The 14,503-nt window shown below is 66.5% G+C and carries 13 protein-coding genes; 6 read left to right on the top strand and 7 right to left on the bottom strand.

Annotation, left to right across the window (positions count from 1 at the left end; genetic code table 11):
- The first annotated feature begins 94 nt into the window (after positions 1 to 94).
- Positions 95 to 442 carry a winged helix-turn-helix domain-containing protein gene (locus tag EV687_RS07795; RefSeq protein WP_122230974.1) on the top strand — a complete coding sequence of 116 codons (348 nt, stop codon included), beginning with the start codon at positions 95 to 97 and terminating at the stop codon, positions 440 to 442.
- 114 nt (positions 443 to 556) lie between these two features.
- Here the strand turns inward: EV687_RS07795 and yidC are convergent, their stop codons facing one another.
- The 4 genes from yidC to rpmH all read right to left on the bottom strand — a co-directional run bounded on the left by yidC (position 557) and on the right by rpmH (position 3,296).
- Positions 557 to 2,248, bottom strand: coding sequence for a membrane protein insertase YidC (gene yidC / locus EV687_RS07790; protein ID WP_122230972.1), 1,692 nt, complete (start codon positions 2,246 to 2,248; stop codon positions 557 to 559).
- Positions 2,245 to 2,535, bottom strand: a complete 291-nt coding sequence (gene yidD / locus EV687_RS07785; RefSeq protein WP_122230970.1) for a membrane protein insertion efficiency factor YidD — start codon at positions 2,533 to 2,535, stop codon at positions 2,245 to 2,247. Before yidD ends, yidC begins: the two co-directional genes overlap by 4 nt.
- Positions 2,532 to 3,092, bottom strand: a complete 561-nt coding sequence (locus EV687_RS07780) for a ribonuclease P protein component (protein ID WP_242612537.1) — start codon at positions 3,090 to 3,092, stop codon at positions 2,532 to 2,534. Before EV687_RS07780 ends, yidD begins: the two co-directional genes overlap by 4 nt.
- 66 nt (positions 3,093 to 3,158) lie before the next feature.
- On the bottom strand, positions 3,159 to 3,296 hold the full coding sequence (rpmH, locus tag EV687_RS07775; RefSeq protein WP_122230968.1) for a 50S ribosomal protein L34: 138 nt from the start codon (positions 3,294 to 3,296) through the stop codon (positions 3,159 to 3,161).
- Positions 3,297 to 3,793: 497 nt separating this feature from the next.
- On the opposite strand from rpmH, the gene dnaA reads away from it, so the two are divergent.
- The 4 genes from dnaA (at position 3,794) to EV687_RS07755 (ending at position 10,550) form a co-directional block, all read left to right on the top strand.
- Positions 3,794 to 5,335, top strand: a complete 1,542-nt coding sequence (gene dnaA / locus EV687_RS07770; protein WP_242612536.1) for a chromosomal replication initiator protein DnaA — start codon at positions 3,794 to 3,796, stop codon at positions 5,333 to 5,335.
- Positions 5,336 to 5,537: 202 nt separating this feature from the next.
- Complete coding sequence (dnaN, locus tag EV687_RS07765; RefSeq protein ID WP_122230964.1) at positions 5,538 to 6,671, top strand: DNA polymerase III subunit beta; 1,134 nt, start codon at positions 5,538 to 5,540, stop codon at positions 6,669 to 6,671.
- 225 nt (positions 6,672 to 6,896) lie between these two features.
- The gene (gene gyrB, locus EV687_RS07760) at positions 6,897 to 9,500 is read left to right on the top strand and encodes a DNA topoisomerase (ATP-hydrolyzing) subunit B (RefSeq protein ID WP_122230962.1); all 2,604 of its coding nucleotides are present in this window, start codon (positions 6,897 to 6,899) and stop codon (positions 9,498 to 9,500) included.
- A 126-nt stretch (positions 9,501 to 9,626) separates the two neighbouring features.
- Positions 9,627 to 10,550: a DMT family transporter gene (locus EV687_RS07755; protein ID WP_122230960.1), complete on the top strand. Its 924-nt coding sequence runs from the start codon at positions 9,627 to 9,629 to the stop codon at positions 10,548 to 10,550.
- 48 nt (positions 10,551 to 10,598) lie between these two features.
- On the opposite strand, the gene EV687_RS07750 is transcribed toward EV687_RS07755, so the two are convergent.
- Positions 10,599 to 11,729 carry a 2Fe-2S iron-sulfur cluster-binding protein gene (locus EV687_RS07750; RefSeq protein ID WP_122230958.1) on the bottom strand — a complete coding sequence of 377 codons (1,131 nt, stop codon included), beginning with the start codon at positions 11,727 to 11,729 and terminating at the stop codon, positions 10,599 to 10,601.
- A 153-nt stretch (positions 11,730 to 11,882) separates the two neighbouring features.
- Here EV687_RS07750 and EV687_RS07745 point away from each other — a divergent pair, with 153 nt between their 5' ends.
- Positions 11,883 to 12,545: a hypothetical protein gene (locus EV687_RS07745; protein WP_122230956.1), complete on the top strand. Its 663-nt coding sequence runs from the start codon at positions 11,883 to 11,885 to the stop codon at positions 12,543 to 12,545.
- 6 nt (positions 12,546 to 12,551) lie between these two features.
- Here EV687_RS07745 and EV687_RS07740 read toward each other — a convergent pair whose 3' ends face one another.
- Both EV687_RS07740 and creC read right to left on the bottom strand, forming a co-directional pair.
- Positions 12,552 to 13,001, bottom strand: a complete 450-nt coding sequence (locus EV687_RS07740; protein WP_122230954.1) for a group III truncated hemoglobin — start codon at positions 12,999 to 13,001, stop codon at positions 12,552 to 12,554.
- 29 nt (positions 13,002 to 13,030) lie between these two features.
- Positions 13,031 to 14,497 carry a two-component system sensor histidine kinase CreC gene (creC, locus tag EV687_RS07735; RefSeq protein WP_122230952.1) on the bottom strand — a complete coding sequence of 489 codons (1,467 nt, stop codon included), beginning with the start codon at positions 14,495 to 14,497 and terminating at the stop codon, positions 13,031 to 13,033.
- Positions 14,498 to 14,503: the final 6 nt, after the last annotated feature.

Genomic DNA, 14,503 nt, shown 5'->3' with positions numbered 1-14,503 from the left:
GCCCACTGCGTTTTTTCCTCCTGGGTGAACCACGAAAAAATCGTCAACAGGTTCTAAGATGGCTGCTGATCGTATCCGTGTGGGTGAAAGCAGCATGCAATCCAAGGTCAGATTCCGTTTGAGGGTGTATCGGGAAGACACCGTCGCCATTGGGCCGGGCAAGGTGGCGTTGCTGGAAGCCATCGCCTTGGCCGGCTCGATCTCGGGAGCGGCGCGCCAGCTGGACATGTCGTACCGGCGGGCCTGGCTGTTGCTGGAAGAGCTCAACCATGCGCTGCACGCCCCTGCCGTGACCACCGTCACCGGTGGTGCACGTGGCGGTGGCGCGGTGCTGACAGCGGTGGGCGAGCGTTTGATCGGCCATTACCGGGCCATCGAGCGGACCGCGCGCGAGGCCGCTGCCGCAGACATTGCTGCGTTGACGGACATGCTGGCGCCCTGACCCTGACCCTGAGCATCTCCATTGTCGTCGCCGTCACGGTGCGGCGGTGTCCCTAGCCAAAAGAAAAGGCCAGCATCACGCTGGCCTTTCCGGTGCAGGGCAGGGGTGCCGCGCCTACTTGAACTTGGGCAGATTGAACTGCGGCGGCACGCCCATGCGGGTGTTGATGAGCCACTGCTGCGCGATCGACAGGATATTGTTCGTCAGCCAGTACAGCACCAGGCCGGCCGGGAAGAAGAAGAACATCACGCTGAAGACCAGCGGCATCAGCCACATCATCTTGGCCTGCAGCGGATCGGGCGGGGCCGGATTCAGCGCCACCTGCAGCAGCGAGGAGAGCATCATCAGCAGGGGCAGGATGAACCACGGATCGGGCACCGAGAGGTCCTGGATCCAGCCGATCCACGGCGCCTGCCGCATTTCCACGCTGGAGAGCAGCACCCAGTAAAGCGCGATGAAGAATGGCATCTGGATCAGGATCGGCAGGCAGCCGCCCAACGGGTTGACCTTTTCCTCGCGGTAGATGCGCATCATCTCCTGCTGCATCTGCTGCGGGTTGTCCTTGTGGCGCTCGCGCAACTGCATGATGCGCGGGTTGATGGCCTTCATCTTGGCCATGCTGGAATAAGCCTTGGCATTGAGCCAGTAGAACGCGATCTTCAGCAGAACCACCAGCGCCACGATGGACCAGCCCCAGTTGCCAATCAAGTCATGCAGCTTGTCGAGCAGCCAGTACAGCGGCTTGGCCAGCACCTTGACCATGCCGTAGTCCTTGACCAGCTCCAGCCCCGGGCTGATGGCTTCGAGCTGCTTCTCGATCTGCGGGCCGGCGTAGAGGCTGGAGGCCAACTGCTGCTGCTGGCCCGGTGCCACGGCCGGGAAGGTGGCGATGGCGCCCACCGAATACAGGTTGTTGGCCAGGCGGCGCACGAAGTTCTCGCGCTCGGTGCCCTCGGGCAGGATCCAGGCCGAGGCGAAATAATGCTGCACCATGGCCACGTAGCCGGTGGCGCTTCGGGCCTGGAAGTCGATCTTGCCCTTGTCGATGTCCTTGAACTGGATCTTCTCGAATTTCTGTTCGTCGGTGTAGATGGCCGGCCCCGTGTAGGTGCCCGTGAACATCACGCCACCCGCGATGGCGCCGCCATCGCGCACCAGCTGCTGGTAGAGCTGCGGTGCCACCGGGGCCTGGCCATGGTTGATGACCTCGTGCTGTACCCGGATGTCGTACTCCCCGCGCTTGAGCGTCCAGGTCTTGACCAGTTGCACCCCGCCTTGTACCGGCGACTCGAAGCGCACGCTCAGGCTGTCCTGTCCATCGGCCAGAGCCAGGGGGCCGCCCGCCAGCGTCATGATGGTCTTGTGGTTCGGGAAGTCGCCGCCGATCAGGCCGGTCTGCGCCACATAGGCACGCTGCGGGGTCTGATCGAGCAGCACCACGTGGCCGTTCTTCTCGTCGTTCTCGTAGTTCAGCAGTTCGACGCGATTGAGCGACCCGCCCTCGGTGCTGAAGGTCAGGCGATACACATCGGTGCTGACCACCACGTCCTGGGCCGCGGCGGCAGGGGCGGTGCTGACCTGGGCCGGCACACCGGCGCTCTCGCCGCTTGCTGCCAACTGGGCACTGGCGGCGGGGATGTCCGCCGTGCCGGTATCCGCCGCCGCCGTGGGCGTGGCGGTCTGGCTGGCCGTGGGCGATGGGAAGAACAGGGCCCGGTTGCCGTTGTGGATCTGCCAGCGATCCCACAGCAGGATCAGCGAGAAAGCGAAGATCACCCACAGGATTGAGCGGCGAATGTCGTTCATGAGGACTTCTCGGAAGACGGATTGGAAGGGGAGAGCAGGCGGCTGAATGGTCCGGCTGCAGCATGGGCCTGCACGCCGGGCACCGGGTCATGGCCGCCGGCGCACCAGGGGTGGCAGCGCGCCAGCCGGCACACCGTGAGCCAGCTGCCGCGCGCTGCGCCATGGGCCTGCAAGGCCTGGATGGCGTACTGCGAGCAGGTGGGCTCGAAGCGGCATGCACTGCCCAGCCAGGGACTGAGCGTGAGCCGGTAGAGCTTGACGAGGCCCACCAGGGCCCGGCGCATCATGGCTGGGCTCCCGTGGGGGGTGGTGGTGTCCGGGCCACCGCAGTGTTGGTGGCTTGTTCCGCCGCCCGGTCGAACAGCTTTTCGAGCTGCTGGCGCACATGCTGGCGCAGCGCCGCCGAGGCAGCGCTGCAAAAGACCGGATAGCCACGCGTGGCCTGGACAGGCGCTGCCTGGCCCTTGGCCGCTGAGGCCTTGACCGGTGGGTGAAAGCTGCTGCGCAGACGCACCAGGTACGCCATGGGCTGCGGCATCGCGTCAAAGGCGCCACGCTGCAGGCGCGACAGCGCCACGGCGTAGACCTGCCGCCGGATCAGGTTGCGGGTCACCGCCTTGCGCGCCCAGCGCTTGGGCAGCATGGCCGCGATCCAGATGTCACCGGGCGGCGGCTCGCCACCGCCCACAGGCAGCAGCGCTGCAGCGCCGGGCGGTGGTGCTGCGCTGGCGGAGCTTGCGCGGACAGGCATGCGATAGAGTGCGAAATGCGCCGTTCTGGCCACCGCAGGCTGCGCCAGCAGTGCCTGGAACTGCGGGCGGGATGGAAGGTGGTGCAGTTTCATGCCACCGGGCATCCGGCCTGGTTCTCGTTGCTAGCCCCGCGATGGCGTGCCGCCACGGCCGGCGTCTCAGGCGACGGCCAGGCGCTTGCGGCCCTTGGCGCGGCGCGCATTGATCACGGCGCGGCCGCCGCGGGTCTTCATGCGGACCAGGAAACCGTGGGTGCGGGCACGGCGGATCTTCGAGGGCTGATAGGTGCGCTTCATGGCAAATTACCTTTGTGTCGTCTGTCTGGAGAAGTGCCTTCAGCCCGGCCAGCCGCGCCCTGGCGCGGAATTGCTGGCGGACATGACAGGCATGTACGTCGTTGACGTCGTCTTTCAACCTGTCCCGGCAGCATCACCGGCGGCACCAGGCGCCTGGCAAGGCACCCGCATGCCCGGCCGCGGGCCAAAGGCGATGCGGCAAGGGACAAGTAAACAGCAGATTATCGCATGGTATGGACGCTTGTGCAAAATGTCCCTGGCAAGGCATGCTTGGCGCAGGCGCCGCTCGGCCCGGCGGCGCTCCCGCAGCAAAGCAGTGCGGCCTGTGGATAACTTCGGCGCTGTGGTGGTGGCGGCCTATAATGAGCCGCTTTGTCTGGCAGGCCGATCCAGGGCCATTTGGGTGTTCGCAGCGGAGCCCGGATGAATACCTGGAGCGCGTTTGCCGTATGCCGCTTGCCGCGGCCAGGTTGGGTATCGAAATGGAAGTAGGACTTGTGACTGAGCACACGGAGCAGGGATGGTGGCAGGACTGCCTGGAGCGTCTGGCGCTGGAAGTGCCGCCGCAGCAGTTCGGCGCCTGGCTCAAGCCGATGCGGGTCCAGGTAGCGCCGGAGGCCGACCGGGTCAGCCTGCAGGTGCCCAACCGCATTGCGCTCGATTACATCCGCTCGCGTTACGTGCACCGCATCACGCAATTGCTGCGCGAGATCAGTGGCCGCGAGCTGATGGTGGAGCTCAGTCTGATTCCGCGCGTGGCGCGCAGTGACCATGGCGCCAGCAGTGGTGCGGCGGCAGCCGCTGCTGCGCTGGCCAGGGTGCGGCCGGTCATGTCCCGTGCGGCAGTGGCCCAGCCCGTGCAACAGATCCTGCCTGCGGTGGAGGACTGGGCGGCCACCGCCGAGGCGGCCATGGCCGCGCTGGCCAACGAGTCGCAAGGTCAGGGACGGCCCGGCCAGGGACCGGGTCACGCCGCTGGCGAGGCGCCGCGCGCTGCCAGCGCTGCGCCGGCGCCCATGCCCACGCGCCTGAACCCGGCCCTGACCTTCGAGACGCTGATCGAAGGGGCGGCCAACCGCATGGCGCGTGCCGCCGCGTTGCACGTGGCGCACCAGCCCGGCCAGCTCTACAACCCGCTGTTCATCTACGGTGGCGTGGGCCTGGGCAAGACCCACTTGATGCATGCGGTGGGCAACCAGATGCTGGCCGATCGGCCCGAGGCCAAGGTGCTCTACATCCATGCCGAGCAGTTCGTCACGGACGTGGTCAAGTCCTACCAGCGCAAGACCTTCGACGAATTCAAACTGCGCTATCACTCGCTGGACCTGCTGCTGATCGACGACGTGCAGTTCATCGCCGGCAAGGAGCGTACGCAGGAGGAATTCTTCAACGCCTTCGAGGCACTGCTGTCGAAGAAGTCGCACATCGTCATGACCAGCGACACCTATCCCAAGGGATTGACCGACATCCACGAGCGTCTGGTCTCGCGCTTCGATGCGGGCCTGACGGTGGCCATCGAGCCGCCCGAGCTGGAGATGCGCGTGGCGATCCTGATCAACAAGGCTCGCAGCGAGGGCACCACGCTTTCCGAGGACGTCGCCTTCTTCGTCGCCAAGAACGTGCGCTCGAACGTGCGCGAACTCGAGGGCGCGCTGCGCAAGGTGCTTGCCTATGCGCGCTTCAACAACAAGGAGGTGTCGATTCCGGTCGCGCGCGAGGCGCTGCGCGACCTGCTGTCGATCCAGAACCGCCAGATCAGTGTCGAGAACATCCAGAAGACGGTGGCCGATTTCTACAAGATCAAGGTCGCCGACATGTACAGCAAGAAGCGACCGGCCAGCATCGCCAGGCCGCGCCAGATTGCCATGTACCTCTCGAAGGAGCTGACGCAGAAAAGCCTGCCCGAGATCGGCGAGCTGTTCGGCGGGCGCGACCACACGACGGTGCTGCACGCGGTGCGCAAGATTGGCCAAGAGCGCGGCACCAACACCGAACTGAACCAGCAACTGCATGTGCTGGAGCAGACCCTCAAGCGATGAGCCGGCACCGACTTGCAGCGCCGCTGGCGCGGCTTTGCGTCCGGCTTGTCCGGGGGCGCCGCGGGTGCCAGCGCAGCTTGGTGGCAATTTGTTTTTTTTCAGCGAAAATAGCAGCTTTTGAGCCTGGACGGCACAGTGCCTGTGGCGCCTTGGCCAGCCGCGTTGGGACGCGTCCCGCAAACAGAGAAATTGGAGAGTCAAGGTGATTGTGTTCAAAGCCCCTCAGGAGAAGGTCCTTTCTGTTCTGCAGTCGATCGCGGGCATCGTCGAGCGTCGGCACACGCTGCCCATCCTGGCCAATGTGCTGCTGCGCAAGAGTGGTGGCACCCTGCAGCTGACCACCAGCGACCTGGAGATCCAGATCCGCACCAGCGCCGACCTGGGCGGTGATTCGGCCGCCGACTTCGCCACCACCATCGGCGCGCGCAAGCTCATCGAGATCCTGCGCACCTTCTCGGGCGACCAGGCGGTGACGCTGGAATCCTCGCAGGACCGCTTCGTCCTCAAGGGCGGCAAGAGCCGCTTCACGCTGCAGTCCCTGCCGGCCAATGATTTCCCGCTGGTGCAGGAGTCGCCCAGCTTCGGGCCGGCCTTCTCGGTGCCGCAAAGCGTGCTCAAGCACCTGCTCGGCCAGGTCGCTTTTGCGATGGCGGTGCAGGACATCCGCTACTACCTCAACGGCATCCTGTTCGTTGCCGAAGGCCGCACCCTCAGCCTGGTAGCCACCGACGGGCACCGCCTGGCCTTTGCCAGTGCCACGCTGGAGGTCGACGTGCCCAAGCAGGAGGTGATCCTGCCGCGCAAGACGGTGCTGGAGCTGCAGCGCCTGCTGCGCGACAGCAAGGATGGCGACGACAAGGCCGAGCCGGCGCTGATCCAGATCCAGTTCGCCAACAACCAGGCCAAGCTCAGCTTCAACGGGCTGGAATTCGTCACCAAGCTGGTCGAGGGCAAGTTCCCCGACTACAACCGGGTGATCCCGGTCGGCTATTCCAATGTGGTGACGCTGGGCCGCCAGGCCCTGCAGGCCAGCCTGCAGCGCATGACCATCATGACCACCGACAAGTTCAAGGGCGTGCGCCTGAACTTCGAGCCGGGTGTGCTGCGCATCAGTTCGGCCAACGCCGAGCAGGAAGAGGCCCAGGACGAGCTGGAAATCGACTACGGCGGCCCCAAGGTCGAGTCCGGCTTCAACGTCACCTACCTGCTGGATGTGCTCTCGAACATCTCCGAGGACATGGTCAGCATCGCCTTCGAGGATGGCAGCAGTTCGGTGCTGGTGACCGTGCCGGGCGAGCCGGGCTTCAAGTACGTCGTGATGCCGATGCGGATATGAAGTCGCTTTGAGCGCCAGGGCCGGTGCGCTGCCGCAGCAGCGTCGCCGGCCAAGCCCGCCATGACGATGCCATCGATTGATTTTTCATGCTTTGCCGCCACTTGTGAGAGTTAGGCGCGAGTCTTTCTGCGGCACCGCCAGCCGGTGCCGCAGCCATTTGGGGCGGCAGCGGCCGCCATGCAGGTGCCGCGCTGGCGCCGCGCATCCCGAGAGAAAGAAACACCAATGAGCGAATCCACCCAAGCCCAGCAGCCCGAGCAGCCAGGCACGTCCCATGCACCGGCCCCGGCGGGCGGGGCGGCGGGCGATTATGGCGCGGGTTCCATCCAGATCCTCGAGGGGCTGGAGGCGGTGCGCAAGCGTCCGGGCATGTACATCGGCGACACCTCGGACGGCACCGGCCTGCACCACCTGGTGTTCGAAGTGGTGGACAACTCCATCGACGAGGCGCTGGCGGGCTACTGCGACGACATCCTCATCACCATCCATGCCGATGGCTCGCTGAGCGTCATCGACAACGGCCGCGGCATCCCGACCGCCGTCAAGCTCGACGACAAGCACGAGCCCAAGCGCTCGGCCACCGAGATCGCGCTGACCGAGCTGCACGCCGGCGGCAAGTTCAACCAGAACAGCTACAAGGTCTCCGGTGGCTTGCACGGCGTGGGGGTTTCCTGCGTCAATGCGCTCTCCCAATGGCTGAACGTGCAGGTCTGCCGTGAGGGCAAGATCTACGAACTGAACTTCTCGCGCGGCAAGCTGCAGGACCGCCAGGTCGAAGTGGTCGATGGCGTGGAGGTCTCGCCCATGCGTGTCGTCGGCGAGACCGAGCGGCGCGGCACCCGCGTGCAGTTCCTGCCCGATACCGAGATCTTCACGCAGAACAGCGAGTTCCACTACGAGATCCTGGCCAAGCGGCTGCGCGAACTGAGCTTCCTCAACAACGGCGTGCGCATCCGCCTGCTCGACGAGCGCACCGGCCAGGAGGACGACTTCGCCGGCAGCGGCGGCGTGCAGGGCTTCGTCGAGTTCGTCAGCAAGGGCAAGCAGGTGCTGCATCCCACCACCTTCTATGCCGCCGGCAGCCGCCCGGCCGACACCTATGGCGGCATTCCCGGCACCGAGATCGGCGTGGAAGTGGCCATGCAGTGGACCAGCAGCTACAACGAGACCGTGCTGTGCTTCACCAACAACATCCCGCAGCGCGATGGCGGCACCCACCTGACCGGGCTGCGCGCGGCGATGACGCGCGTCATCAACAAGTACATCGAGGAAAACGGCCTGGCCAAGAAAGACAAGGTCGAGATCAGCGGCGAGGACATGCGCGAAGGCCTGTGCTGCGTACTCTCGGTCAAGGTGCCCGAGCCGAAATTCAGCAGCCAGACCAAGGACAAGCTGGTCTCCAGCGAGGTGCGCGCGCCGGTCGAGGACATCGTGGCCAAGACGCTGACCGACTACTTGCTGGAGAAACCCCAGGATGCCAAGATGATCTGCAGCAAGATCGTCGAAGCCGCCAAGGCCCGCGAGGCGGCCCGCAAGGCGCGCGAACTCACGCGCCGCAAGGGCGTGCTCGACGGCATGGGCCTGCCCGGCAAGCTCGCCGATTGCCAGGAGAAGGACCCGGCGCTGTGCGAAATCTACATCGTCGAGGGGGATTCCGCCGGCGGCTCGGCCAAGCAGGGGCGCGACCGCAAGTTCCAGGCCATCCTGCCGCTGCGCGGCAAGATCCTCAACGTCGAGAAGGCCCGTTACGAGAAGCTGCTCTCGAGCAATGAAATCCTCACGCTGATCACGGCGCTGGGCACCGGCATCGGCCGCAGTGGGGCCAGCGAGGACGGCAAGACCAGCGGCGCGGACGATTTCGACGTGGCCAAGCTGCGCTACCACCGCATCATCATCATGACCGATGCCGATGTGGACGGCGCGCACATCCGCACGCTGCTCCTGACTTTCTTCTACCGGCAGATGCCCGAGCTGGTCGAGCGCGGACACATCTATATCGCTCAGCCGCCGCTCTACAAGGTCAAGGCCGGCAAGGAGGAGCTCTACCTCAAGGACACGCCGGCGCTCAACCAGTTTCTCACTCGCATCGCGCTCAAGGACGCGCGCCTGCATGTGCGCGAAGGCGCCGAGCCGCTGGCGGGCGAAGAACTCGCGAAGCTGGCGACCATTTACCAGAAGGCGCAATCGACCATCGACCGCCTCTCGCTGTGGATGGACGGCGAGGCACTGCAATTGATCGCCGATGGCGTGCACCTGCACACCGACACGCTCGAAGACATGCAGCGCACCGCCGCTGAACTGCAGCGACGCCTCAACGACAATCCGCACGTGACCGAGCCTGCCACGGTCGAGGCCGTGCAGGACCCTCGTACCGAGAAGCTGGTCTGGCGCATCAGCCGTCGCCACCACGGCAACATCAAGAGCAGCCTGATCCCGCTGGATTTCGCCAGGGGCGCCGACTACCAGGCCCTGTCCGCCGCCGCCACTGCCTTCAACGGCATGCTGGGCGAGGGCGCCAAGGTGCAGCGCGGCGAGGGCGAGCGCATGAAGGAAGTGGCCGTCAAGACCTTCCACCAGGCCATGCAGTGGCTGTTGGGCGAGGCCGAACGCACCACCAGCCGCCAGCGCTACAAGGGGCTGGGCGAAATGAACGCCGAGCAGTTGTGGGAGACCACCATGGACCCTGAAGTGCGGCGCCTGCTGCGTGTGCAGATCCAGGACGTGATCGCGGCCGACCAGGTCTTCACAATGCTGATGGGCGACGAGGTCGAGCCGCGCCGCGAGTTCATCGAGACCAACGCGCTGCAGGCCGCCAATATCGACGTTTGACGGCAGGCCTGCGGGCCGCCGCCAATGCCTGGGCCTGCACTCGCGCATTGCGTGGGCGGGGCTCGCAATCTGGCACTACCATGGGTGGCCCTTCTCACCATGTCGGCTTGGCGGCAAGCCGATCGAATGACCTCCATGTCCGAAACCGATTTGTGGATTCCCGTCGTGCTGCTGGCCGCGGCGGCGCAGACGGTGCGCAATACGGCGCAGCGCTCGCTCAGCAACGGCCTTGGCACCTGGCCGGCGACGCTCGTGCGCTTTCTCTATGGCCTGCCATTTGCCGCGCTCTTTCTGCTGCTGCTCTACGTGCTGCCGGAACAGGCGCCGGCCTGGCCGAATTTCAGCTGGACCTACGTGGGCTGGATCGCCTTTGGCGCCTTGTTCCAGGTCGGCGCGACGGCGGCGTTGCTGCTGGCCATGCAAAGCGGCAATTTCGCCGTGGCAGTGACACTCTCGAAGACGGAAGTGCTGCAGGTGGTGCTGTTTGCCAGCATCGTGCTGGCGGAACTGCCGACGCCGCTGCAACTGGCAGGGGCGCTGTTGGCGACCTTGGGCGTGGGGCTGCTGTCGATGCCGGCCGATCGCCAGCACTGGCATTGGAGTCATTGGCTGAGCCGCTCTTCACTCTATGGCCTGCTGTGCGGCGCCTGCTTCGCGCTGGCGACACTGGGTTTTCGCGCTGGCGCGGTGGCGCTGGATGCGGCCAGCCCCTGGCTTTCGGGAGCCTGGGGCGTGACGCTGGCGCAGGCCCTGCAGTCGCTGCTGCTGGGCGGCTGGCTGTTCTGGAGTGACCGCACGGGCTTCATGGCGACGCTGCGCAGCTGGCGCGTCTCGCTGCTGGCCGGCAGCATGGGGGCGCTGGCTTCGCTGTTGTGGTTCAGTGCCTATGCGATGCAGACGGCTGGCGCGGTGCGGGCGCTGGGCATGGTGGAGGTGTTGTTCGGCTATCTGGTCTCGCGCCGCATCCTGCACGAATCGCTGCGCCGCACCGAACGCTGGGGCATGGCGCTGGTGGCGTTGGCGGCCGTGCTGATCTGCGTCGGGCTTTGATTCGCGCGGCTTTGCGGCATGGCCCACGAAAGGATCGTGAACAGGTTCTCAGTGACCGGCGCAGCGCGGGCAGCTGATGAGCCCGGTGCGGCGGTGGTAGAGCACTTCGGTGCCGGCTGACACCTCGGCGCCGCACTGGTCGCACAGCGTGGCTTCCAGCAGGGTCTCGCGCTCGAAGCCTTCGGTGGAATAGATCTGGTCGCCGATCTTCTTGGGCCATTCATGGTCCTTGACGATGTCGGCGCGGAAGTACTCCTCGAAGCGCGTCCAGCGCGCGATCTGGCCATCATCCAGCCCATGCTCGCGCAGCGTCTCGATCATCAGGGCCTGGCGGTGGTCGAACAGGCTGTGCGGGATCACCATCCAGTGGTGCGTGTTGCGCGGGCTCTCACCCCAGTAAACCTTCTCGCCGGTCATCAATTGCTGAAGGAAGTTGTATTGCTTGCTGGCGGCGCGCTCGGCCGTGACGCCGGCGAAGAAGGGTGCCAGCAGGGTGTCCGCGTAGACCTTGGCGTAGAAGGCGTCGAGGATGGCCCGGGCCTTGCGGCCATCCTCGAGCGCTTGCCAGAGCGCCGGGTCGGCCGGCGGCGCGGGACGCTGCTCGGGCAGGTCCTGGTAATCGAGATTGAAGGGGCCGCGCACCTCGAATTCCAGGCCGAACTCGGCGCTGGGCGCCAGGCTGTCGGGCACGGTCTGGCCGGCTTGCAGCACCCAGCGTGCTTCGGCCACGGGGCTGGTTGCCGGGTCGCTGGTGAGCATCAGCAGCGGCTCCTGTTCCGGGGCGCTGCCGTCCACCAGGCGCAGGCTCTGGCCCATGCGATAGTCCAGCGCGGTCATTGGTTCGAACTGGATGCGCAGCGAGCCGCTGGCATGCCCATCGACTTCGACCAGCATGCAGCGGGTGACCATGTCCTTGGCCTGCCGGGGCTCGATACGCAGGCTGTGTTCGGTCACGCAGCGGCAGGGCAGGAAGTAGCCCAACTGCCGCAGCCGCTCGGACAGGCCGCGCTGGGCTTTTTCGGGAATGGGACCGTCGGTGCAGTGCAGCATGCAGGTGTGGCAGGAGCCGCCCTTGCACGAGAACGGCGTGTCGATGCCCACGCGCAGCAGCGCGTCGAGCACTGTCTCGCCGGCTTGCGGGTGGACGCAGCGTCCCTCGAAATGGATTTCGGTGGTCATGATCGTGGACCTGTCGGGCAGGCGATTTGTAGATCTTGGTTACATTGTCGCCGATGTCGCAGGGTTCCGCCTGGCCGGTGCGGGCTTCGTACAATGGCGGCCTTTTGCATTCACATTCGGTGCTGCTGTGGCAGGCCGGGGAGCATTCAGGCCATGAGCATCGTCGATCCCGCACAGGCGCGTGCCAGCACCATCATGCAGAGCGTGCAACTAATCACCGCACTGGTGTTCGTGCCGGTGCTGTATGTGTTGTGCCGGCGTCTGCCGGTGCGCGTGGGCTGGGAGAACGGCTTCTTCGAGATGGGGCAGAACCTGGTGGCGATACTGGCGGTGTTGGTTTCGCTGGGCATGGCCTGGCGGCGGCGCGTCCATGCCCAGCGCCGGCTCTGGTGGACGGTGGCGCTGGGCTGGTTGCTGCTGCTGGGCTGCGAGCTGCGCTGGGGCGCGGTATGGCTGCCGCCGCTGGCGGTCGCCCCCCGGCTGGGGCCGCAGTTCGATGGCGCGGCACTGCCGTTGCAGGCTGCCGTGCCGCTGCTGGCCATTGCGGTGCTGGCCGTGCTGGCGCTGATGGTCTGGCTGCTGTGGCGTGCCGGCATGCATGGCCTGGCGGATGCCTGGCGTCGCCGGGTGCTGATGCCCTGGGGGCACGGCCTGGCAGCGGCAGCCTATGGCCTGGCGGCATGGGCTGGGCAACAGGGGTGGGTGGACGCCGATGCCGCCCGCGGCCAGTCGCTCGCCCAGGGCGCGGCGATGCTGGCCTATTACTACCTGCTGCGCGCCCAGTGGTGGGCGTTTGCGCGCTGGCTCAAACCCTGATCCGATTCACGGCGCCGCCTTCATCGTTGCGGGCAGCTGCAACGGGGCCAGCATGGCCTGGCGCTGCGCGCCATCGGGCTTGCCGCCCCGACGGCTGCTCTGGTAGCCCAGCCACAGGCTTTGCGCGATGCGCTGCGCCGCCGCGTCGGCCTGGCGCGCCATGGCCTGGTTGGCCTGCTCGGCGGTGGTGGCGTGAAAAAGCTGCAGCCAGTGCTCGAACAGCGCCGCGTCCAGATCCGGCAGCGCGATGTGCTTGGGCATGGGTGCGCCGGTGAAGCGGCCCGAGCCGCGCAGGATGCTGGACCAGAAATCGCACAGGCGTTGCAGATGGGCCGGCCAGTCGTCGATGTGCGCATCGAAGATGGGGCCCAGGCGCGCGTCGGCGCGCACGCGGGCATAGAACTGGTGCACCAGTTTCCGGATGTCGGCTTCGGTGCAAAGGGCGGGATCGGGCATGGGTCTTGGCGGTTGGAGGTGGATGGTTCCTAGTGCGGCGGGGCCGCGCCCAATGGCAGCACGAGGCAGACCTCGGCACCGGTACCGCCTTCCGTGGCGTTGGCGATCTGCACCGTGCCGCCATGGATGCGCGCGACCTCGCGCACGAAGGCCAGGCCCAGCCCGGTGCTCTTGCGGCCCGTGTCGGGGCGCGGCAGCGAGTAGAAGCGCTCGAAGAGGTGGGGCAGCGCATACGGCGGCACGCCGCTGCCATGGTCGCGGATGCGGATGCGCTGGCGGCGGCCACCTGCGGGGCTGGCCGCGGGCTCGATGTGGATGTCGATGCGCCCGCCCGGTGGCGTGAAGTCGAGGGCGTTGTCGAGCACATTGCCCAGCGCCTGCTGCAGCAGGAACTGGTCGCCATGCACGGTCAGTGCCATGGCGCCATGCTCCTGCACCGAGACCTGGATGCGGCGGGTATCGATGCGGGTCTGGCGCGACGCCAGCACGGCTTCGACCAGGGCCCGCGTGGTGTTGGCACTCATGGATGCGGGTGCCTGCAATTGCTCGACGCGCGCGAGTGCCAGCAGCCGGTCGATGATGCGCTGCAGCCGCTCGGTCTGCTCGAGGATGTGGCCGGTGAAGCGCTGCTGCTCGGCGGCGGGCGCCTCGGGCAGCAGCTCGGCGGCGCCGCGGATGGCTGTCAGCGGGCTTTTCATCTCGTGCGTGAGGCTTTGCACGTATTGCTCGACGTATTGCTTGCCGTCGAGCTTCTCGCGCATGTGCTCGAGCGCCCGCGCCAGCTCCGAGAGCTGGCGGCCACCGCCGATGGGCGGGCGGACCTTGTCGCCCTCTGCCACCGCGCGGGCATAGTTGCGCAGCTGGTTGAGCGAGTGGGTCAGCCACCAGGTGAACAACAGGCCGATGCCGGCCGAGGCCAGCAGCATGATGAAGCCCAGCTCGCGTACGCGCCGCCGTGCCGTGTCGGCGTACATCTCGACGCTGCGCATCGGCTTGCCCAGCGCCAGCACGCCCACCAGCGCGCCCTGGTGGATGACGGGGGCGGCCACGTACATGACCGAACTGCGGTCGCTGGCCGGGTCTTCGCGGGTGCTGCGCGCGCCATATTCGCCGCGCAGCGCCAGCAGCACGTCGCGCCAGCGGCTGTAGTCGCGGCCGACATCCTTGAATTCGGAGTCGAAACGCACGATGCCCTGCGCGTCGGTGATGTAGAGGCGCAGGTCGATGCTGTCTTTGGCGTTGCCGTGGATGTTGGCTGCCGGCTGGCGCACTTGCGCTGCGGCGACGGCGCGCACCAGCGTGCTGTGCTCGAGTCCGCCGGCGGCGATCTGCGGCGCGAGTATCTCGGCGAGCAGGTTGGCGGCATCGACCAGCGTGTCTTCGGTGCCCTGGCGCACGCCGGGCTCGACCTCGCGGCTGAAGAAACCGAGCACGAACCAGGCCGCCAGCCCGACGATCAGGAAATAGCCGATGAAGAGGCGGATGGCGATGTTCATGGATGC

The organism is Corticibacter populi (assembly GCF_004217315.1).
Taxonomy (GTDB): domain Bacteria; phylum Pseudomonadota; class Gammaproteobacteria; order Burkholderiales; family Burkholderiaceae_C; genus Lampropedia; species Lampropedia populi.
This window is presented reverse-complemented; position numbering and strand designations above follow the sequence as displayed.